The following is a 20,776-nucleotide window of genomic DNA, read 5'->3' on the forward strand; positions in this document are numbered from 1 at the left end:
TTTCAACCGCCGCTTTTTCCTGGCGGAGTTCTTCAACTGATTTTTCAAACCGGCGGCGTCCTGCCTCTGATAGCTTCAGCCCTTCTTGCACACGGTATTCGCCACCTCCACAGGTAACGGGGAACGAACAAATTAGCCCCTCTTCAACGCCGTACTCCCCTGTGCTGGGTACTGCCATGGAGGTAATCTGCGGCCCTTTCACAGAATTGGATGTGTTCCATAGGTTGACATGTTCCAGAGTTGCATTTGCCGCTGACCCCACCGATGATCCCCCACGTACCTGAATGATTTCGGCGCCGCGGTTGGCTACGCGCGGAATGAATTCTTTAGAAAGCCACTGCTCCCCTAGATTCTTCTCGGCAAGAACTTCTAGAGCGGCTCGACCTGCGATGGTTGCATGTTCTAGCGAGGGAAATTGGCTCGCCGAATGGTTGCCCCAAATAGCCACTCCTTCGATATCTCGGGGATGCACCCCGGTTGCTTTCGCCAACTGAGCCACCGCGCGGTTGTGGTCCAGGCGGGTGAGTGCGGTGAATCGTTCAAGCGGGATATCCGGTGCGTGCGAAGCTGCAATCAGAGCATTGGTATTGGCAGGATTACCCACTACCGTTACACGTACATCAGAGCTAGCTCCTTCGTTGAGCGCGCGCCCTTGTTCAGAGAAAATTGCCCCATTTGCTTCGAGCAGGTCGGCTCGCTCCATCCCTTTGGAACGGGGTCTAGCGCCCACGAGTAGCGCGACGTCACACCCTTCGAATGCTTGGCGGGGATCGCTGAAAATATTGACCCCATCAAGCAGATCGAAAGAACAATCGGTGAGCTCCATGGCAGTACCTTCTAAAGCGCCAAGCGCCTGAGGTATCTCCAAAAGATTAAGACGGATGCGGGTATCGGCTCCCAGCATGGCGCCGGAGGCAATTCGGAAAAGCGTGGCATAGCCAATTTGGCCGGCAGCACCGGTGAGAGTAACAACGGCGGCGGGTTTCTGTGCATTATGATGAGCCATACTTATTATTTTAGTGGCTGAAATCATATTTCATAGCGCGACTCCACCAAAATAAAAAGAGCTTTTACCTAGCAGTGCACACCGGGCTACATATCAATTTGGCTTTCATCGAGCTGATGCGCCCCATTGATTATAAATTCCTTACGTGGAGCGACCTCAGACCCCATGAGTAGCGAAAAAGCTCTCTCCGCCGCTTCCGCGTCCTCAATACGCACCCGGCGAAGCAAACGGTGGCGCGGATCCATCGTGGTCTCCGCCAGCTGATCGGCGTCCATTTCGCCCAAACCCTTGTACCGCTGAATTGGCTCTTTGAAGTTCTTCCCCTGAGCCTGCAACTGGGCAAGATAATCGCCCAGTTCCTTTTCCGAGTAGGTGTAGACCATCTCATTGGGCTTGCCGCGGTGAATCACCTCAATGCGGTGCAGCGGTGGCACAGCAGCATAGACATGACCGGCTTCAACCAGAGGTCGCATATAGCGGTAGAACAGAGTGAGTAGCAAGGTTCGGATGTGAGCGCCATCGACGTCGGCGTCGGTCATCATGATGATCTTGCCGTAACGCACTCCCTCTAAATCAAAAGTACGGCCAGAACCTGCCCCAATCACCTGGATAATGGCAGCGCACTCGGCATTCGCCAACATATCGGTGAGCGATGCCTTTTGAACGTTGAGAATTTTGCCTCGGATAGGCAACAACGCCTGATAGCTCGACGAACGAGCCAGACGCGCGGTACCCAGCGCCGAGTCGCCCTCTACGATGAACAGCTCAGACTGCTCGACGTTATCGGATCGGCAATCCACCAGTTTTGCCGGCATCGAAGAAGTTTCGAGCGCGGTTTTGCGGCGTTGGGTTTCTTTATGAACGCGCGCGGAAATTCGTGATTTCATTTCCGCTACAACTTTTTCGCTCAAAGAACTTGCCTGCTGTTTGTCTGCGCGGGCAGTTGCTTTCAACTTGGTGGCTAGTTCCTTGGAGACCACCTTGGACACAATCTGCCGTACCGCAGGCGTACCAAGAATCTCTTTAGTCTGTCCTTCAAACTGAGGTTCAGCCAGGCGCACGGTCAGAACCGCGGTCAGACCGGCTAAGACGTCGTCTTTTTCAATCTTTTCGTTTGCGCCGACCTTAAATTTGCGTGCGTTATCGCCCAGGTGCTTACGGAAAGTTTTCAACAATCCCTGTTCAAAACCGGTGAGGTGAGTGCCGCCCTTGGGAGTAGCAATAATATTGACGAACGAGCGGATATTGGTTTCATAGCCGATACCCCAGCGCAGGGCAATATCGACTTCGCACTCGCGCTCCACTTCGGTGAGCTGAGAATGCCCGTTCTCATCGAGTACCGGCACGGTTTCTTTGAACGTTTCCTGTCCCTGGAAACGCCAGATATCAGTCACTGAAGAATCGGTTGCCAGATAATCACAAAATTCGGAAATTCCCCCATCGTGCTGGAAAACTTCCTCGTGGGTTTCAAACTCACCGGGAGTACCTGCTAAGCGCCGTTCGTCGCGAATAGCAATACGCAATCCGGGGATGAGGAACGACGTCTGACGAGCACGCTGTGCCAAATTGTCATAACTGAATTTGGCATCGGGAGTAAAAATCTGCGGATCAGCCCAGTAGCGCACACGAGTACCTGTTACACCTCGTTTAGCTTTTCCCACTACAATGAGCGCGTCATTGGGCTTCTGTGAGGGTGTAAATTCTGCCTCTGGTTTGGGGGTACGGCTCTTTTCGAACTGCCCTGGGATTCCGTGGCGGAAACTCATTTGATACGTCTTGCCACCACGATCCACCTGAACATCCAAGCGGCTTGAAAGCGCGTTCACTACCGATGCGCCCACGCCGTGCAAACCACCCGACGCTGAATAAGATCCACCGCCAAACTTACCGCCGGCATGAAGTTTGGTGTACACCACTTCGACGCCGGTGAGCCCGGTGCGCGGTTCAATATCAGTCGGAACACCACGACCGTCATCGCGCACCTCAACCGAACCATCTTTATAGAGAATGATTTCTATGGACTGGCCATACCCGGCGAGTGCCTCATCCACCGAGTTATCGATGATTTCCCAGAGACAGTGCATCAACCCGCGAGAATCGGTAGAGCCGATGTACATACCAGGCCGTTTGCGAACCGCCTCCAGCCCCTCCAGTACGGAAAGGTTTTGCGCGGTATAGTTCGAAGCTGCCAAGAGGGGCTCTCCATTCTCTGCTCGGGTACCTAGATATTTTATGTTGTTTTTGAAACCGGCGCACTGATCTGGGGCAACGTGCGCCGTGAGCTGAGACGCCCACGAATTTCCACTGCACAATAAGACCTGCGCTCTATTCTGAAAGCGAAAGCCGGAATGAGAACCAGTACTGCATGGTTATATGGATACAACCTCATCATCTATGAAAGGACAAAATCATGACTGCAACACTTCAAAGCCGTGAACTCACTACTGCCGACCGTTGCGATGCATGTGGAGCGCAGGCGTACGTGCGCGTCGTCCTCAATTCAGGCAACGAGCTCTACTTCTGCGGCCATCATGCACGCGAGAATGAAAGCGGACTGCAGCAGGTAGCTGCTGAATGGGATGATCAGACTGACCGCTTAGCATAACTTTTGACGATAAAAAATAGTCGGTGCCTCTCCAGGTGTTAGAGAGAAGCACCGACTATTTTTATGCCCAGATTCTTCAGATTTTCTTAGTCAAGATAATCGCGCAGAACCTGTGAGCGGGAAGGATGGCGCAGTTTAGACATCGTCTTGGACTCAATCTGGCGGATACGTTCGCGAGTGACGCCATATACCTTGCCGATTTCGTCCAAGGTCTTGGGCTGCCCGTCGGTCATGCCAAAGCGCATGGCGACAACGCCAGCTTCGCGCTCTGAAAGCGTATCGAGTACCGAGTGAAGCTGTTCCTGCAACAGAGTGAAGGACACAGCGTCGGCGGGTACCACAGCTTCGGAGTCTTCAATCAAGTCACCGAATTCCGAATCTCCGTCTTCACCCAGCGGGGTATGCAAGGAGATAGGCTCGCGGCCGTACTTCTGAACTTCAATGACCTTTTCAGGGGTCATGTCTAGCTCTTTAGCCAGTTCCTCAGGGGTAGGTTCGCGGCCTAAGTCCTGAAGCATCTGACGCTGTACGCGTGCCAGCTTATTGATGACCTCAACCATGTGAACAGGAATACGAATGGTACGTGCCTGGTCAGCCATAGCGCGGGTAATAGCCTGGCGAATCCACCAGGTTGCGTAAGTGGAGAATTTGAAGCCCTTGGAGTAGTCAAACTTCTCTACCGCGCGGATCAAACCGAGGTTACCTTCCTGAATGAGGTCCAAGAAGAGCATTCCTCGGCCGGTATAACGCTTAGCAAGCGACACCACGAGACGAAGGTTAGCTTCTAGCAGGTGGTTCTTCGCGCGACGTCCGTCGTGAATAACCCAGCGAAGTTCCTTCTTAAGTTGCGCATCCATATCCGGGTTGTCCTTGAGCTTATGCTCAGCGTACAAACCGGCCTCAATACGCATAGCCAAGTCGACTTCCTGCTCAGCATTCAGCAGGGAAACCTTACCGATCTGCTTCAGGTAGTCCTTGACGGGGTCCGCAGTAGCGCCGGGGGCAATCACGCGCTGCGCGGGGGCATCGTCGTCATCGTTGGCGGTGAGCACAAAGCCGTTACGCTTTGCAGCGACTTTTTCAGACTGCTTCTTTTCTTCTTCTTTTGCAGTCTTCTCTTCGTTATCTACGTCCGAATCTTCCTCTTCAGAGTCTTCATCGGAATCTAACACCTCATCTTCATCAAGATCGGTGCTCGCTACCTCGTCGTCTTCTTCGAAGTCGTCGACAACAGCCTGCGAGGTTTTCTTCGCAGTTGTCTTCTTTGCCTTCGTGGCAGTGGTTTTTTTTGCAGTTTTTGTGGATGAAGTAGCCGTGGTTTCTTCTACTTCTTCAGCTTCTTCATTTGCCTTTGCCGCTTTAGTGGTTGCCTTTGAGCGGGTTGAAGGCTTCTTTTTAGCCGTGGTGGTCTTACTAGCCTTTGTACTATCAGACGCCTTCTGTTGTGCAGCAGGTGACACAGAGAACCTTTCCTTATACGTGACCGATGGAAAAAATCCAGAACAGTCAAAACACCTAAGACCCTGTCAAGTCTGAACTGAAAATTCAGTAAAAACAGTAAGTGCCTGACGGGAACTATTCTTTTCAACGGGTTGGCGTAGAAAGATATTCCCATTTCTCTTGACAATTTACTGTTTTCGGACTTAAACGGGGTCAGTACTAAAGTATGGCAGATGATGGGCTAGTTCGCGTGCAGAACGGGCGCGCCGCCACGTGCTGTTGCTCAATTTTTGCATTTTGTCCCCCAATGAGTGACAGCACACAGCGCTTATGTCCATTTACTTTCTTTGAAACACTGGGATTCTTCTTGAAGCCAGCGAGGTAACAATGAATTTTCCAACAGGGCATCGAGCGGCAGGAGCGAAATCTCCCACGTCTGGCGGGCCTGAGCGAGATGCCGAGAAGCGGTTGAACTCGAACCCTTGAACCATGCAATCCATGCCTGGACGACGGCAAGGTAGGCGCTACGCTCGTCATCGGCTATTTCCTGCATTTGCAGGATGACCTGCTCCAGGAGACCAATATTTTTCCAGTCTGGGCCCAAGATACTGTTCCCCATCATCATTTCAGCGAAGTCTTCTGCCCCCGATGATAGTTCATCATTCTGGTCTACCACTTCTGCAAAATTCTTGATGTCCGCCAGTTTTCGGATGCAGTCATCAATGAAAGGCTGCCCGGTGTGATCAACAGGAACCAATAGAACAGAGGAATTCTGGAAATTTTCAGCACTGGCAGTTAAATGAGTTTGCTCTCGATGTAAATCTGCAAAGAGTTGGGTGAGAAGGTTGGTGGACGTCGCAGCCGCATAAAGAATGAATTGCCCGGATGTCACCGACGAGAGGGTTGCTAGCAAATACCCCGCAAGCTGGGGCGCCAGTATTTCTCTGAGGTGGTCTGCATAGAGTGCATCTTCATGAAGACGCTCTTCTTCGCTGAAGCGTTCCCTGCGCGTCCTGGAAATAGTTTGAATCGCGGCATCCCACAGCAGATTTTCGGCATATTTTTGACCGAGATAGTCCTGGCAATAATCAGAGTCTGCACCATGGATGACTTGCAGATAGTGGGCAAACCAGTATTCAGCGTCGTCCAGCCAAGCCTGATATTCTGCCTGATTATTCGTTGCATTGAGAGGCGATGATTGTGCTTGAACCGCTTGTTCTTCGGTGGGGAGAACTGAAGACCCCTTCAACATCAGGTCAAGATAGAGCGGGCATTTTTGAATGTCATCGATAAACCCAGAGAAGACCATCGCTGGTTCAGCGGGTTCCATTTCCCAGCGAGAGACCGACCCGATAAAAAGTAAATCGCAAAACAGGATTCCTCGAGTATCTGTAATGTGCATTCCCGCTCTAATCCACGCCTGGCAAATTTTTGCCTCAGCAGCGTCCTTCTGGATTTCTTCGAGGGTTGGAGTCTGTCTGAGCGAGGCTGTGAGTTGACGTGTGCGAACTTCACCGCCTTCACCGAAGATCAGCAAGAAGAAACGATCAACCTGTTCCCCCTCTGCCAAGGAGGTGGGCATCATGTCAAAGAGGTAATCCAACAGTGCAGAAGCCTCATTTTCAGAGATATCTTCTAAGTTCACTCTTAATACGGGACCCATATGGCGGGCGCCGGTAGCTACCAGGACGACGGAGCGTGTGGGCCAAAAACCGAGGTTATGAATGGTGTAGGCAACGACGTCGCTCACCCCGCGTACGGGAGAAGGAGTATTGAAATCGGAAAAAGCATCAAGTGTAGTCATAACCTTGATTATTGATGTCATTTAATGCAGTTTGAGATCATATGAAAAAATGTGGAAAACTTATAGGCACTGTCATTCTCTGACAAGCACACATGAGTTTTCCACATTTTTCTCGTGCTATCGGATCCCCGATTATCCTATGGCTTCAACGGAAGTTACATTTAGCAGTTAAGCTACGAATCAAGCTCACGACTGGTGGCAGAACCACCTTCGTCGTCCATTCGAGCCAAATAATCTTCGATGACAGCACCCAGCTCATCACGATCCGGCAACTTACCTTCCTCACGTTCTGCCAGCGTGAGCATAGAAGATTCAATGTTCTTCATATTGAAGTCGTAACTCTCTTCCAAACGATTGATCATTGCCCCCACCTCAGGGTTAGCCTCAGCCTGCTCGTTAATCTGAGTCAGAGCGGCATCGGCAGCATCAATCAATTGATCGGTGGGCAACGAAAGTTTGGCCGCCATTGAAAGGTGCTCCATGGCCAGCAAAGCTGCTTGAGGCAGTTCTGCTTCTGCTAGATATTGGGGCACATTTACACCAAACCCTGCAGTACCAATTCCAGCATCGGTCAATGCTACTTCCAACAAGCTCGAAGCCGAGCCACTCATTTCTGCAACCGGCTTCCACCCAGAAATACCCCGCAATAAATCTTTACGGGAACCATGTGCAGTGACCGGCAAAGCTCGGGTATGCGGCACGGGCATAGGAAAACCGCTGACAATCAGTGCTACTGAGACTTCTAGCTGTTCAGCAATTCCTACAACGCCCTGCACAAACCGTTGCCATTGGAGATCAGGCTCGGTACCTGTCAACAGCAAAAAAGGCTTCTCAAGTCTGTCCTCTACCGCGTAAAGCTTAAGCTGAGGCATCACAGGATCTTCAAAGTGATCCTGCACATATTTAATACGCGGACGACGGGCGCGATAGTCATGCAATCGATCAGCATCGAATTCTACGATAGAGGCATGCTGGAGTTCCTTGAGGAGAACATCTCCCAACAAACCTGCCGTCCCACCTGCGTCTTGAGGATGGTGAAGCGAAATCACCAGGGGCAAATGATGAAGTCTCTCGTTATCTAATGCGCCAGATTGCACCAGGTACAGGCTTTCTGGATCTAGCATTCTAGCCCCTCTTTCTTTACAACGATTCAGACTACTTTAATACATTGAATGTACTGCCACGTGAAAGTGTGGCACATAACCTACTATGCTGAAACAGTAAGTCATATTGAGCCTTCATGGTTCTATAACTCTAGGCGGTGGAGTTCTATTCCGCCTCAATGTACACCAGATATATAAGGAGAGAGATGACTGAATCATCTAATCTCATGTTTTCCGTTGCCTCATCAGATTTAGAAGCGCTTGAAGCTCAGGTTCTTGTCCTCGGTGCCTACTCTACCGAGCAGGGTCCGCAGTTGGCAGAACATTCGCTAGATTCCAAGACTGCTGAGGGTCTCCAGGCCATCTTGAAAGATATGGGAGTGACCGGTTCTGCCGATCAGCTGACCCGCCTGCCCGGTTTCGAGGGAACTGCTACCGACGTCGTCGCAATTATCGGCCTAGGCGCTCCCACCGAGAACCCTCAAGATCAGCTCAATACGTTCCGACTGGCAGCAGGTTCGGCAGTACGACAACTCGCCGGTTTCGCAGAAATTGCCATTGATTTTCCTGCAGATTCAGTTGAAGCTGTTGCAGCTATCGCTGAAGGTGCAGCATTTGGTGCTTTCGTTGACACCCAGCTACGCACCAAGAATCTAGAAGAGGTCAAAGCACCGGTTGAAAGCGTCGTTATTATTAGCGATCTGGAAATCTCAAAGGCTACCCCTACCCTCACCCGTGCGCTCATCTTGGGACAGGCGGTGGATTCCACCCGTCGTCTCGTGAACACTCCTCCCAGCCACCTTTACCCTGATTCCTTTGCTCAGAAAGCTCAGGAGCGAGTCGCAGATCTAACCGACGTTTCGGTCAAAATCTTTGATGAGAAAAAACTTGCTAAAGAGGGCTTTGGCGGCATTTTGGGCGTAGGACAGGGCTCCGTTCGCCCGCCCCGTCTGGTAGAAGTTAAGTACTCCCCCAAGAAGGCCAAAAAATCGGTTGCACTCGTGGGCAAAGGCATCACTTTTGACACCGGCGGAATCTCTTTGAAGCCTGCCAACTCCATGGTTCCGATGAAGTCAGATATGGCAGGTGCAGCGACCGTTCTTAACGCTGTTGCAGCTGCTGCTGAACTGGAATTGCCTGTAGAAGTTACCGCCTACCTCTGCATTGCCGAGAATATGCCCAGCGGATCGGCGATTCGACCCGAGGACGTTTTAGTGATGCGCGGCGGCACAACCGTAGAAGTTTTGAATACCGACGCCGAAGGTCGCCTGGTCATGGCAGATGGGCTAGCGTATGCCTCAGAATCCAACCCTGATTTTATTCTCGATGTCGCAACCCTGACCGGCGCACAGATGGTCGCACTCGGCACCCGCTACGCTGCAGTCATGGGTGAAGAGACCACCCGCAATAAAGTTGTGGAAGCATCCTTAGAAGCCGGTGAAGATTTCTGGGCAATGCCCCTGCCTGAGCACATGCGCTCAGAGTTGAAGTCCCCCGTAGCTGATGTGAAGAATATGGGTGACTCCCGTATGGGTGGCATGCTGATTGCCGGTCTCTTTCTCGAAGAATTCGTCGGGGAGAAAAATGGGAAGAAGATTCCCTGGGCGCATCTGGATATTGCGGGTCCCTCCTTCAACGAAGGTTCAGCCCACGGTTTTACACCGAAAGAGGCAACGGGTGCATCTCTTGTAACCGTGGTGAAGTTCCTCGAAAACCTGGTTTAATCACCAGGTATTGACCAAATCCCATAGAAAACACAGCTTTCTTATCATTTCTTCGAGATGCGGTACTGTACCGTTAGAAGAAAGTTCATTGTTTATCACATTCAACGGAAATAGACCGAATATTTTAGGTCATATTCACCCTCGACTAATAAACTAAGAACGACGATAAAAAGTAAGGGTCATATCGACCCAGACCTACGCAAGGGAGCGTTACAGTGCCCGAAACAGCAAAAGAATTCGACATCCTCATCCTCGGTGGCGGTAGCGCAGGCTACTCAGCTGCTCTGCGAGCAGTGCAGCTTGGCTTCACTGTTGGCCTCGTCGAAAAGGGCAACCTGGGTGGTACCTGCCTCCATACCGGTTGCATCCCCACCAAGGCATACCTGCACGCTGCAGAAGTTGCTGAAGAATCACAGGAATCTGAGAAGTTTGGCGTCAACGTCAAATTCGAGTCCATTGATATGGCTAAGGTTCGCGATTACAAAGACGGCATCGTTGCCGGCAAGTTCAAGGGTCTGACCGGTCTTCTGAAAATGAAGAAGGTCACCGTCATTGAAGGTGAAGGTAAACTCACCGGCAAAGACACCATCACCGTTGATGGCACCGAATACAAGGGTAAGCACATCATCCTTGCTACCGGTTCCGTTTCCAAGACTTTCGGTCTGGAAATCAAGGATCGCGTACTCACCTCCACCGAAGCTCTGCAGATGGATTACCTCCCCAAGAGCGCTATCGTTCTTGGCGGCGGCGTCATCGGTTCTGAGTTCGCTTCCATGTGGAACTCCATGGGTGTAGAGGTCACCATCATCGAAGGTCTGCCCCACTTGGTACCTAACGAAGATCCCTCCATTATCAAGGTGGTTGAGCGCGAATTCAAGAAGCGCAAGATTAAGTTCAGCACCGGCAAGCTCTTCAAGACTGTTGAGCAGAACGATTCAGGTGTGAAGGTAACCCTCGAAGACGGTAAAGAGTTCGAAGCCGAGATTTGCCTCGTTGCTGTCGGTCGCGGTCCCAACACCGAAGGCTTCGGTTATGAAGATCAGGGCATCACCCTGGATCGCGGTTTCGTTATCCCCAACGAGCGTCTGCACACCGGCGTAGGTAACATCTACGCAATCGGTGACATCGTGCCCGGTGTTCAGCTTGCTCACCGCGGCTACCAGCAGGGTCGCTTCGTCGTTGAAGAAATTGCAGGTTTGAAGCCTCAGGTTGTTGAAGACATCAACATTCCCAAGGTCACTTTCTGCAACCCCGAAATTGCCTCAGTCGGTTACTCCCAGCCCAAGGCTGAAGAGAAATTCGGTAAGGATAACGTTGAGGTCGCTGAATACAACCTCGCGGGCAACGGCAAATCCTCCATCTTGGGCACCGGCGGTCTGGTCAAGGTTGTTCGTGAAAAGGACGGCCCCATCGTTGGCGTTCACGCTGTAGGTAAGCGTATGGGCGAGCAGATTGGTGAGGCTCAGATGTGGGTTGTTTGGGAAGCATTCCCCGAAGACGTTGCAACTTTCATCCACGCACACCCCACCCAGAACGAGTCACTGGGTGAAGCCGCTATGGCACTTGCCGGCGCTCCCCTGCACGGCTAATAAAGACTGAGAAGGTGGCGGTTGCGAAACCGCCGCCTTCGCACTGTACGACTAAGCATCTACACGAAAGAGACGAGAAAGAGCATGTCCCACACAGTAGAACTGCCCGCACTGGGCGAATCCGTTACCGAGGGTACCGTTACCCGCTGGCTCGTAGAAGTTGGCGACACCGTATCCGTTGACGATCCCCTTCTCGAAGTTTCCACCGACAAGGTAGACACCGAGGTCCCTTCACCCGTTGCAGGTACCGTTGAGAAGATTCTGGTTGAAGAAGACGAAGACGTAGAGGTTGGTGGCGCGCTCGTCATCATCGGCGACGGCTCCGGTTCATCCGACGACTCCTCAGCTCACAAGGCTGAAGACGAAGCTCCCGTTGAAGAAGAAGCTGAAGAGCAGGCAGAAGAGACCGCTGCAGAGGAAACCCCTGCAACCGAGTCCAAGTCTACTTCCGGTTCCTCCGAGGGTCAGGAAGTAACTCTTCCCGCACTGGGCGAGTCCGTGACCGAAGGTACCGTTACCCGCTGGTTGAAGGAAGTTGGCGAGACCGTAGAGGTTGACGAGCCCCTTCTCGAAGTTTCCACTGACAAGGTAGACACCGAGGTTCCTTCACCCGTTGCAGGTACCCTTCTGGAAATCCGCGTTGAAGAAGACGAAGAAGCTGAGGTTGGCCAGGTTCTGGCTATCGTTGGCGATGCGTCCGCTGCTTCTTCAAAGTCTGAAGCTCCTGCTGAAGAGAAGAAGGAAGATCAGAAGCCCGCTCCTGCTGAAGAAAAAGAAGAAGCCGAAGCTCCTGCGAAGGACGAAAAAGAAGCTGCTCAGGCTGAGCAGGCTGACGTTAAGTCCAGCGATTCTTCAGAGTCCTCTGAATCCGGCGACGTCTATGTAACTCCTTTGGTTCGCAAGCTGGCGAAGCAGGAAAACATTGACCTTTCCACCATCAAGGGCACCGGCGTTGGCGGTCGTATCCGCAAGCAGGATGTTCAGGCAGCAGCAGAGGCTAAGAAGGCATCTTCCCAGTCTTCCGCAGCAGCAGATACTTCTGCTCCTTCGATGGCTCCCTCTACCCCCGCAGCTCCTCAGAAGCAGGCAGCTCCCAAGGCTGCGGCGTCATCCAAGCGCGGTACCACTGAAAAGGCTCCCCGCATCCGCCAGACCATCGCTAAGCGTATGGTTGAATCCCTGCAGACTTCAGCTCAGCTGACCACTGTTCAGGAAATCGATTTGACCCGTCTCGTTGCTTTGCGCAACAAGGCTAAGGATGGCTTTGCAGCTCGCGAGGGTGCTAAGCTCACCTTCCTGCCCTTCTTCACCAAGGTAGTGACCGAGGCTCTGCAGCAGTTCCCGCAGTTCAACGCTTCGATGTCTGAAGACCTCAAGGAAATCACTTACCACGGTTCTGAAAACATTGGTCTTGCAGTAGATACCCCCAAGGGTCTGCTCGTTCCTGTAGTTCAGGACGCCGGCGATTTGAACATCTCCGGTTTGGCTAAGAAGATTGGTGACGTCGCAGGTCGTGCGCGCGATGGCAAGATTGGTCCTGAGGAACTCTCCGGTTCAACCTTCACAATCTCCAGCACCGGTCAGACCGGCGGTGTATTCTTCACCCCAATCATCAACCAGCCCAACGTAGCTATCTTGGGCATCGGTTCGACCAACAAGCGCCCTGCTGTAATCCAGGATGCTGATGGCAACGATGTAATCGCTATCCGTAGCCTCGCTTACTTCTCCTTGACTTACGATCACCGTGTAGTCGATGGTGCAGACGCTGGCCGTTTCTTGAACTTCCTCAAGCAGCGCCTTGAAGAAGCAGCATTTGAAGCTGAGCTAGGTCTCTAAACCGTAGAGATCCTCAAGGGTTGATAAGAAGGGAGTCGCAGTTTTTGCTGCGGCTCCCTTTTTGGTGCTCTGTTCCACTACATATTTAGTCACAGACTGTCGATAAAGGTGGGTTATCTTAAGTAGACTAAGGTCATGGCTATCGCAACAAGTATTCTCGTTTTCTTGCACGTTTTAGGTGCAACCATGGTGGTTGGTATCTGGATTGCTAACTTCAAAAAAGGCATTGTAGTGCCCGGGCAGTTCCATGCGGCTCTGCTACAGATTGTGACTGGTTTTGCCCTGTATTTCATTATGATGAGCAATCTGGGTTCAGAATCGAACACCATGTTCCACATGTACGTTGGCATCAAGATGCTTCTGGGCATTATCGTGGCTATCGCTGCTTTCTTCGGACAGAAGAAATATAAGCAGGCGCGCGCAACTGGCAATCTGGAAGCCGCTCGCAATATTCCTTTGGCTCACACCGTAGGCGGCTTGGGTCTGATTAATATCGCCATCGCAACGATTCTTCTCTAATTCGTTCACCGTTGATTTGAAAGTGCCTCCGCTGTTGAGCGGAGGCACTTTGATTTTAAGAGGAAGTCTTTGAGGGTGAACGAGGTTCCGCAGAGAGAAGACGCCACCCTTCATCGCTCTTCTGCACCGTGAAAGTCACCTCTTGTTGGAGCGTATTACCTTGTATGGTGAGCCCCATGCTCTGGGCGTTCTCAGGGGTGAAGTTATCTGGTTTATCTGCGGAAAGAGTTACTCTCATGCTCAGCTCCCCGCCGTCCGTCTGCATATCTTCGATAGAAACGATGTTCAAGGGCATAGATTTCAGCGTCTTGTGCGTATCCCGGGAGAGTAACTGAGCGTCCTGTTTTTCCAGGTCGGAGCCAGATTGAGCATAGGAGGAAATGAGAGTGCGCTGTCCTTGGGCGAGTACAGAATTTCGTTGCTCCACCAGATGAGTCATGATTTCCTCAGGGTTCTGTTCAGCCATGGGTGATGCTTCCACCGATGTAGTTGCCATAGAAGTCTGGGCGGTGGTTTCCTGGCTCTCTGCAGTAACCGGTGCTGTAGGAGAGTTGAGGTGTTCGAAAAGTGCATAAGAGCCTGCCCCGATGACAGCCAAAATCAGACATGCGCTGCCGGCACGTCTCAGTTTTTGCTGTATTCCCTGCGCTGGTTGAGAGACCTTACTTCCCAGTATTTTCCGCGATGTTGCCTTTTTCTTGGAGGGTTGGCGACGCGCGGGTAGCTCCCCTCTGACCGAGGGATGGGCGCTAGCAAAAAGGTCAACGGGCTGCGCAGAGAAATGATGCTGAATGATGGCGTTGATTTCTTGAAGGCTTGGCTGCGGCTTATCTTGGTCAATGGCGTGTTCAAGAGTGACGCCGAGCTCTGGTTTGGTGGCGGGAAGCAAGAGTTTAAGCGGCGGACGGTGGAGAACGTCCCCGGGTGCCTCACCTGTCAAACATTCCCACAGGATAGATGCAACAGCTGCGATATCTTTTCGATAGTATTCTTCGGCAACCGTAGAGTTCTTGCCTCGCAAATCTACATCGGGCGCCAAGACCTTGAGTGTACCGTTAGAGGTGAAAAATATGCGGTGAGCGGTGAACTCTGTAAAAGCCATTTGTTGCTGATGAAACCACGTCATGGCATACACAAGCCCGGCTGCAATAGTCGCCACTTCTTCACCGGGAAGTTTACCGCGCTGGGAGATAGCTTGGGCAAGGGTTCCGCCGTCAACCTGCTCGTACCAGATTTGGTCCCTGGCTCCGGAGCTGGCAAGAGCAAATACCGTGGCAACGTGCTGGTGCTGGGTGAGTGCGCAGAGGCGATCCGCAGGGCGCAGAAGAGCTTCGGAAGCTGGTCCGTGGGGAATTTCTTCCATACAGTAAGTCCCAGCAGGGATACCTAAGATGTCCTGTTGTGAAGTAGGTTGATACCTAGCTGACCAGATGGATCGTTCAGCATCGGAGTACATCGAAAATCTCAGGTCAATGAGCTGGTTCGACGGCGCCGATACGGCTTGATTCTCTGGTGCGGTTTCTTCGTTCTTCATAGGGATACTAATACCGCACCGCGCCAATCCGCGCCCAGAGTTATCCACAGCTTCAGTATCGGTACTTGTCACCTTCCCTTTGAAGTTGAGAGCGAAACCGTCTTAAAGCGTCACATTGGTTTGTAACGCAGATTCCTTCTGTGGGGTGCGGATTATTTGCTCGTTCAATCTCACAGTCCCCGCGGTTTCTCTCCTTTCCTCAATGGCGTTAGGGTAGATACATGACCGTGAACATTGAACGGGTTGGTTTTGCACCCGATTTTGTAGATTATGTTGAAGCGCTAGAACTTCAGCAAAAAGTACATGCGAAGGTGGCTGCCCAGGAACAGCAAAACACCGTTCTCTTGCTAGAACATGAGTCAGTTATTACAGCCGGTAAACGCACCGAAGACCACGAGTACCCGCAGGATTCCTCCACGCGCGTCGTCAAAATTGACCGCGGCGGTAAACTCACCTGGCATGGTCCCGGACAACTCGTGGGCTACCCCATCGTGCGCCTGCCCGAGCCAATTGACGTGGTGAAATACGTTCGCATTATTGAAGAAATTTTGATCAATGTGCTAGCTTCGCTAGATATTCACGCCGAGCTGGTCGAAGGTCGCAGCGGTGTGTGGATGGTCGGTAAAAATGGTGAGCAAGATAAGAAGATTGCCGCCATCGGAATCAGAGTTGCCAAGAACACCACAATGCACGGATTCTCCATCAACTGCTCTAACGATTTAGACCCGTTCGGGCAGTTCATTCCCTGCGGAATTTCTGACGCCGGAGTCACGAGTATTTCCGAGCAGCTCGGCAGGAATTTTGAGCCGGTTGAAATTGTTGAAAGATTAGAGAAAGAACTGATTGCATACGCAGATCAGTTAGCGGCCCAGTTTGAGCCCCACTCCGCCTAGGAAATCTAGCAAGAGTCGGAGTCAACACAACCGCCTGGGGTATATCCACTTGAATTTTTATCCCGTGAGGGAAGCACCACAAAGGAGCAGAGAATGAGTGTAACGGCCGAAGGACGTAAGTTGCTTCGCGTTGAAGCGCGCAACGCCGAGGTACCTATCGAGAAGAAGCCTCACTGGATTAAGACCAAGGCTAAAGTCGGCCCCAACTACAAAGAGATGATTGATCTCTCTACAGGCTCCGGTTTGCATACTGTGTGTGAGGAAGCGGGTTGCCCGAACATCTACGAGTGCTGGGAAGACCGTGAAGCGACCTACCTCATCGGTGGTTCAGAATGCACCCGTCGCTGTGACTTCTGTGCGATTGCTACGGGTAAGCCGGTTGCTCTCGATAAGACTGAGCCGGTCAAGGTTGCCTTGAACGTGAAAAAAATGAACCTGCGCTACACTACAGTCACCGGTGTTGCACGCGATGATTTGGAGGACGGCGGAGCGTGGCTGTACGCCGAGACAATCCGCCAGATTCACAAGGTCTCCCCCGGTACCGGCGTCGAAATTCTGATTCCTGACTTCAAGGGTAAAGAATCAGATTTGCAGCAGGTAATTGATGCTAAGCCCGAGGTTTTTGCCCACAACCTAGAAACCGTTCCGCGTATTTTCCGCAAGATTCGCCCCGCGTTCCGCTATGAGCGCTCGTTGGAAGTTATCCAGCAGGGTAAAGAAAACGGCATGATTACCAAGTCAAACCTCATCTTGGGTATGGGTGAGACCGACGAAGAAATTTATGAAGCCCTGTGCGATTTGCACGACTACGGGTGCGACACCATTACACTCACCCAGTACCTGCGCCCCGGTCCCCTGTTCCACCCCATTGATCGATGGGTGAAGCCTCAGGAATTCCTCAACTACGCCAAGATGGCTGAGGATATTGGATTTGCCGGTGTGATGGCGGGACCGATGGTTCGCTCCTCCTACCGTGCAGGTCGTCTCTGGGCTCGCGCTATGAAACACAATGGTTACCCGATTCCTCCCGAATTGGCACACATCGATGACGACGGCGCAGCGCTGCAGGAAGCTTCGGCGCTGGTGGCGGCAGGCTACTAAGCCGTGAATACGCCGCGCATCGTTGAGGCTATTTGCAACGGTCAGCTAGAATGAGACCGAGAGCGGTGGGTCTGACCCGCCGCATAATTCAAGACCCTTTGGACGAAGGACAGATTGTGGCTTCAAGACGCGAAGATGCACGCGCTGAAAAAGAACAGAAGAAAAAAGATAAAGGTCCGGGCATGTTTGCCCAGATGAAGCAGGTCTTCGCCATGACCCGCAAGTCAGACCCTAACGTTGTTTGGGTTATGTTGGCATGTGCTCTTGCTGTTCTGTTGCTCTTCATCCTCATCGGTGTATTGACGGGTAACTGGATTACCTGGACTCTCATCGGTATTCCCTTTGCCATTTTGGTTGCTGTTTTGGTTCTTTCGCGCCGCGCAGAACGAGCTGCTTTCAATCAGATTGATGGTCAGCCCGGTGCCTCTGGTGCCGCTTTGAGCTCATTGCGCCGCGGTTGGATTGTCGAAGAGCGCCCCGTAGCAATGAACCCCCGCACTCAGGATTTGGTGTTCCGTGCCCTCGGTCGCCCCGGCGTCGTCTTGGTCACTGAGGGTCATTCTCAGCGTGTGGGCGGACTTATCGCCCAGGAGAAGAAGCGTCTCAAGCGGATTGCGCCCAACGTTCCTGTGCATGTGATTAAGTCCGGAAATGGCGAAGGTCAGACTCCGGTTAAGAACATCACTAAAGAAATGCGCAAACTTCCCAAGACTCTCACCGAGCAGGAAGTTCACGCTATTAATGGTCGACTCTCGTCGCTGGGTAATAACCTGATGCCCATGCCTAAGGGAATTGACCCCACTCGCATGCGCCCCGACCGTAAGGGTATGCGCGGCCGCTAAGTGATGGTTACTCCGTTTTTCTCTACAAATAGCTCCCTGGTGCGCCGGGGAGCTATTTTTGTGCGCTATTCTCTGAAGGGAGCAGCGCCCTCCCGTTCTTAGTTAGCAGGTAAACATGTAGAAAATAGTCCCTTCTCTCTGGTCAGACCACGATGCAGATCACATGGCAGAGCTCTACGAAAGGGCATTGGGGGCAACCATTACCCAAGAAGTGCGGTATCCAGAGAAGCCTATCGGGTATTAGTGGACGACGGCGCCCAGGTACTGATGGAGTTAGGTTCCTACCCTTTTAGCGACTTATATGCCTGGGTCGAAGACCGCTGTGGGGTGAGCTGGCAGTTGATGCTTGCGCAGCCAGAGAGCGAGCCCCGACCCTTTATTATGCCAGCGCTGATGTATACGCGAGGTCATCACACTCAAGAATTTACCCAGATGCTTCTGCGCCTTTTCCCCGGTTCCACTGCAGGAACTCCAATTTTGGCTCCCGGACAAGACCAGCAAGTGATATTCTCCGAAGCTCGCATCGCAGGAGACTGGATGATGATTTCAGACGGCGGCGACGTCCACGACTTTACATTCACGATGAAAAAGATTGAAATCGATCAGTTCTAAAAAGAGCTGTTAGCGGATACGAACCAGCGCAGTATTGCGAATACGATCGTGAGCACCGCGCTGATCAGCATCCATCAAGAAGACAGGAATCACCAACATAATCAGGGAAGAGCGGATAAAACCGGTTGCCCACCCCGCTGGGGTGCCGTCCAAACGCTGAACCTGCATGCCCAACAGAAGATGCCCTAAGGTGTGCCCCATAAATCCTACGCACACGCTCTGATACAGCCATACGAAAATCAGAAGGGTTATGGATTGAGCGACATTGCCCTGAGGCCAGCCGATAAGTGCCAGAATTCCCCAGCACAGATACCAGTCGACAATAAAAGCGAGGATACGCCGTCCGAAGCGAGCCAGGGATCCAGGACCTTTTTGCGGTCTGCCCATATACTCGCCGGGATAATTCTGGGTAGTGGGAGGACCGTCGAGCCAGCCGCCCACGTCGTTGCGATCAATCACAACAACAAGACTACCGAATCAGTCCGAGGAGGGGAAACTACTGCAAACCCTCCCTTGAAAACTAGATTTTGGGTGATTCATCTCTCAATTTACTGTTACAAGTACGAAACAAAGATGATACAGAGCCGCAAAAAGGGAACAATAGACTGTAGAGACAACCTTTGAAGAAAACGCTTCAGAGAAAATCGGGTCGCCTCAAACTCGACTAAGGAGAAAACCGACCATGTTTACAAGCTCACAGGAAGTTCTGGATTTTATCCGGGATGAAGAAAACGGCATCAAGTTCGTCGACATTCGTTTCTGCGATATGCCCGGCGTCCAGCAGCACTTCAACATGCCCGCAAAGTCCATTGACGAAGACTTCTTCGTGACCGGACAGATGTTCGATGGCTCCTCCATCCGAGGCTTTCAAGGCATCGCTGAATCGGACATGCAGCTGATTCCTGATCCCAAGAGCGCCTACGTCGATCCTTTCCGCGTTGAGAAAACCCTCAACATCACCGGTTCCATCGTGAATCCCCGCACCGGCGATCCCTACCACCGTGATCCTCGCGGCGTGGCTGAGCGTGCTGAAGACTACCTGAAGTCCACTGGTATTGCTGATACCGCGTTTTTCGCCTCTGAAGCAGAATTCTTTGTCTTCGAAGATGTTCGTTATGAAGTCACTCCCCAGTCCACCGGTTTCAAGATTGATTCCGATGAGGCTTACTGGAACACCGCTCGCAAGGAAGAGGGCGGCAACCTGGGTAACAAGACTCCCATCAAGGGTGGCTACTTCCCCGTTTCTCCTGTAGACAAGCAGGCGGATTTGCGCGATGCCATGAGCGTCGTCATGGACGAGGTTGGACTAGAAGTTGAACGCGCCCACCACGAAGTTGGCGCAGCAGGTCAGGCTGAAATTAACTACAAGTTCTCCACTTTGACTCAGGCTGCAGATGATTTGCTGAAGTTCAAATACGTCATCAAGAATACTGCCGATGCCTATGGCAAGACCGTTACGTTCATGCCCAAGCCTGTGTTCGGCGACAACGGTTCTGGTATGCACTGCCACCAGTCACTGTGGCAGGACGGCGAGCCCCTCTTCTTCGACGAGCGCGGCTACGCAAACCTTTCCGATACCGCACGCTGGTACATTGGTGGTCTGATTGAGCATTCCTCCGCTGTTCTCGCATTCACCAACCCCACGGTGAACTCTTACAAGCGCCTGGTACCCGGCTACGAAGCACCCATCAACATGGTGTACTCGCAGGGCAACCGCTCAGCAGGTATCCGCATCCCGATTACCGGCACCAACCCCAAAGCAAAGCGTCTTGAATTCCGCGCGCCGGACCCCTCCTGTAACCCTTACCTTGCTTTTGCCGCACAGCTGATGGCTGGTTTGGACGGCATCCGCAACCGTATCGAACCCCCAGCACCTATCGACAAGGATCTCTACGAGCTCCCCGCCGAGGAAGCTGCAGATATCAAGAAGGCACCGGAAAACCTCGAAGAAGCTTTGGCAGCACTCGAAGAAGATCATGACTTCTTGTTGCAGGGTGATGTCTTCACCGAGGACCTCATCGAAGCATGGATTTCTTACAAGCGCCAGGTTGAACTTGAACCCCTCAAGCTCATCCCCCACCCGCTTGAATTCCAGATGTACTTCGGTGTCTAATATTTTGATTCTGATGTGACTTTGTGAAAGGGAGATTCCACCATCTGTGGAATCT

Annotated in this window: 17 protein-coding genes; 10 read left to right on the forward strand and 7 right to left on the reverse strand. The window is 52.2% G+C overall.

Annotation, left to right across the window (positions count from 1 at the left end):
• A partial coding sequence (locus tag A7E48_RS10410) for a malate dehydrogenase (protein ID WP_068173148.1) occupies nucleotides 1-1,006 on the reverse strand: 1,006 nt, incomplete at its 3' end.
• Nucleotides 1,007-1,092: 86 nt separating this feature from the next.
• On the reverse strand, nucleotides 1,093-3,198 hold the full coding sequence (locus A7E48_RS10415) for a type IIA DNA topoisomerase subunit B (protein ID WP_068173150.1): 2,106 nt from the start codon (nucleotides 3,196-3,198) through the stop codon (nucleotides 1,093-1,095).
• Between the two features lie 218 nt (nucleotides 3,199-3,416).
• Here A7E48_RS10415 and A7E48_RS10420 point away from each other — a divergent pair, with 218 nt between their 5' ends.
• Nucleotides 3,417-3,611, forward strand: coding sequence for a hypothetical protein (locus tag A7E48_RS10420; protein WP_068173154.1), 195 nt, complete (start codon nucleotides 3,417-3,419; stop codon nucleotides 3,609-3,611).
• An 86-nt stretch (nucleotides 3,612-3,697) separates the two neighbouring features.
• Here the strand turns inward: A7E48_RS10420 and A7E48_RS10425 are convergent, their stop codons facing one another.
• The 3 genes from A7E48_RS10425 to A7E48_RS10435 all read right to left on the reverse strand — a co-directional run bounded on the left by A7E48_RS10425 (nucleotide 3,698) and on the right by A7E48_RS10435 (nucleotide 7,979).
• The gene (locus A7E48_RS10425; protein WP_068173157.1) at nucleotides 3,698-5,071 is read right to left on the reverse strand and encodes an RNA polymerase sigma factor; all 1,374 of its coding nucleotides are present in this window, start codon (nucleotides 5,069-5,071) and stop codon (nucleotides 3,698-3,700) included.
• Nucleotides 5,072-5,379: 308 nt separating this feature from the next.
• A complete protein-coding gene (locus A7E48_RS10430; RefSeq protein WP_068173160.1) occupies nucleotides 5,380-6,855 on the reverse strand; it encodes a DUF4192 family protein in 1,476 nt (491 codons plus the stop codon).
• A gap of 173 nt (nucleotides 6,856-7,028) precedes the next feature.
• Entirely contained in the window at nucleotides 7,029-7,979 is a 951-nt protein-coding gene (locus A7E48_RS10435) for a proteasome assembly chaperone family protein (RefSeq protein WP_068173163.1), read from the reverse strand.
• Nucleotides 7,980-8,164: 185 nt separating this feature from the next.
• On the opposite strand from A7E48_RS10435, the gene A7E48_RS10440 reads away from it, so the two are divergent.
• From A7E48_RS10440 to A7E48_RS10455, 4 genes are all read left to right on the forward strand, one after another.
• Nucleotides 8,165-9,682 carry a leucyl aminopeptidase gene (locus A7E48_RS10440; protein ID WP_068173164.1) on the forward strand — a complete coding sequence of 506 codons (1,518 nt, stop codon included), beginning with the start codon at nucleotides 8,165-8,167 and terminating at the stop codon, nucleotides 9,680-9,682.
• A 215-nt stretch (nucleotides 9,683-9,897) separates the two neighbouring features.
• Nucleotides 9,898-11,271, forward strand: a complete 1,374-nt coding sequence (lpdA, locus tag A7E48_RS10445) for a dihydrolipoyl dehydrogenase (protein WP_068173166.1) — start codon at nucleotides 9,898-9,900, stop codon at nucleotides 11,269-11,271.
• Between the two features lie 84 nt (nucleotides 11,272-11,355).
• Nucleotides 11,356-13,107 (forward strand): 2-oxoglutarate dehydrogenase, E2 component, dihydrolipoamide succinyltransferase, encoded by a 1,752-nt coding sequence (gene sucB / locus A7E48_RS10450; protein ID WP_068173168.1) that lies wholly within the window; start codon nucleotides 11,356-11,358, stop codon nucleotides 13,105-13,107.
• Nucleotides 13,108-13,242: 135 nt separating this feature from the next.
• Nucleotides 13,243-13,626 carry a hypothetical protein gene (locus A7E48_RS10455; RefSeq protein ID WP_068173170.1) on the forward strand — a complete coding sequence of 128 codons (384 nt, stop codon included), beginning with the start codon at nucleotides 13,243-13,245 and terminating at the stop codon, nucleotides 13,624-13,626.
• Nucleotides 13,627-13,681: 55 nt separating this feature from the next.
• Here the strand turns inward: A7E48_RS10455 and A7E48_RS10460 are convergent, their stop codons facing one another.
• Complete coding sequence (locus A7E48_RS10460; protein ID WP_068173173.1) at nucleotides 13,682-15,232, reverse strand: hypothetical protein; 1,551 nt, start codon at nucleotides 15,230-15,232, stop codon at nucleotides 13,682-13,684.
• Nucleotides 15,233-15,381: 149 nt separating this feature from the next.
• On the opposite strand from A7E48_RS10460, the gene lipB reads away from it, so the two are divergent.
• From lipB to A7E48_RS10480, 4 genes are all read left to right on the forward strand, one after another.
• Nucleotides 15,382-16,053, forward strand: coding sequence for a lipoyl(octanoyl) transferase LipB (gene lipB / locus A7E48_RS10465; RefSeq protein ID WP_068173176.1), 672 nt, complete (start codon nucleotides 15,382-15,384; stop codon nucleotides 16,051-16,053).
• 93 nt (nucleotides 16,054-16,146) lie between these two features.
• A complete protein-coding gene (gene lipA, locus A7E48_RS10470) occupies nucleotides 16,147-17,154 on the forward strand; it encodes a lipoyl synthase (RefSeq protein ID WP_068173179.1) in 1,008 nt (335 codons plus the stop codon).
• Nucleotides 17,155-17,270: 116 nt separating this feature from the next.
• Nucleotides 17,271-17,996 carry a DUF4191 domain-containing protein gene (locus A7E48_RS10475; protein WP_233126074.1) on the forward strand — a complete coding sequence of 242 codons (726 nt, stop codon included), beginning with the start codon at nucleotides 17,271-17,273 and terminating at the stop codon, nucleotides 17,994-17,996.
• 243 nt (nucleotides 17,997-18,239) lie between these two features.
• The gene (locus A7E48_RS10480; protein ID WP_068173182.1) at nucleotides 18,240-18,608 is read left to right on the forward strand and encodes a hypothetical protein; all 369 of its coding nucleotides are present in this window, start codon (nucleotides 18,240-18,242) and stop codon (nucleotides 18,606-18,608) included.
• A 9-nt stretch (nucleotides 18,609-18,617) separates the two neighbouring features.
• On the opposite strand, the gene A7E48_RS10485 is transcribed toward A7E48_RS10480, so the two are convergent.
• Nucleotides 18,618-19,067, reverse strand: coding sequence for an RDD family protein (locus A7E48_RS10485; RefSeq protein WP_068173184.1), 450 nt, complete (start codon nucleotides 19,065-19,067; stop codon nucleotides 18,618-18,620).
• A gap of 223 nt (nucleotides 19,068-19,290) precedes the next feature.
• On the opposite strand from A7E48_RS10485, the gene glnA reads away from it, so the two are divergent.
• Complete coding sequence (gene glnA, locus A7E48_RS10490) at nucleotides 19,291-20,721, forward strand: type I glutamate--ammonia ligase (RefSeq protein ID WP_068173187.1); 1,431 nt, start codon at nucleotides 19,291-19,293, stop codon at nucleotides 20,719-20,721.
• The last annotated feature ends 55 nt before the right edge of the window (nucleotides 20,722-20,776 follow it).

Source organism: Rothia sp. ND6WE1A (genome assembly GCF_001683935.1).
GTDB lineage: Bacteria > Actinomycetota > Actinomycetes > Actinomycetales > Micrococcaceae > Rothia > Rothia amarae.

What these genes read in the sequence shown, in the direction of transcription:
- A7E48_RS10430 (WP_068173160.1), bottom strand. Translation starts at nt 6,855, where the DNA reads ATGACTACACTTGATGCTTTTTCCGATTTCAATACTCCTTCTCCCGTA.
- A7E48_RS10435 (WP_068173163.1), bottom strand. Translation starts at nt 7,979, where the DNA reads ATGCTAGATCCAGAAAGCCTGTACCTGGTGCAATCTGGCGCATTAGAT.
- A7E48_RS10455 (WP_068173170.1), top strand. Translation starts at nt 13,243, where the DNA reads ATGGCTATCGCAACAAGTATTCTCGTTTTCTTGCACGTTTTAGGTGCA.
- sucB (WP_068173168.1), top strand. Translation starts at nt 11,356, where the DNA reads ATGTCCCACACAGTAGAACTGCCCGCACTGGGCGAATCCGTTACCGAG.
- lipB (WP_068173176.1), top strand. Translation starts at nt 15,382, where the DNA reads ATGACCGTGAACATTGAACGGGTTGGTTTTGCACCCGATTTTGTAGAT.
- A7E48_RS10420 (WP_068173154.1), top strand. Translation starts at nt 3,417, where the DNA reads ATGACTGCAACACTTCAAAGCCGTGAACTCACTACTGCCGACCGTTGC.
- lipA (WP_068173179.1), top strand. Translation starts at nt 16,147, where the DNA reads ATGAGTGTAACGGCCGAAGGACGTAAGTTGCTTCGCGTTGAAGCGCGC.
- A7E48_RS10440 (WP_068173164.1), top strand. Translation starts at nt 8,165, where the DNA reads ATGACTGAATCATCTAATCTCATGTTTTCCGTTGCCTCATCAGATTTA.
- glnA (WP_068173187.1), top strand. Translation starts at nt 19,291, where the DNA reads ATGTTTACAAGCTCACAGGAAGTTCTGGATTTTATCCGGGATGAAGAA.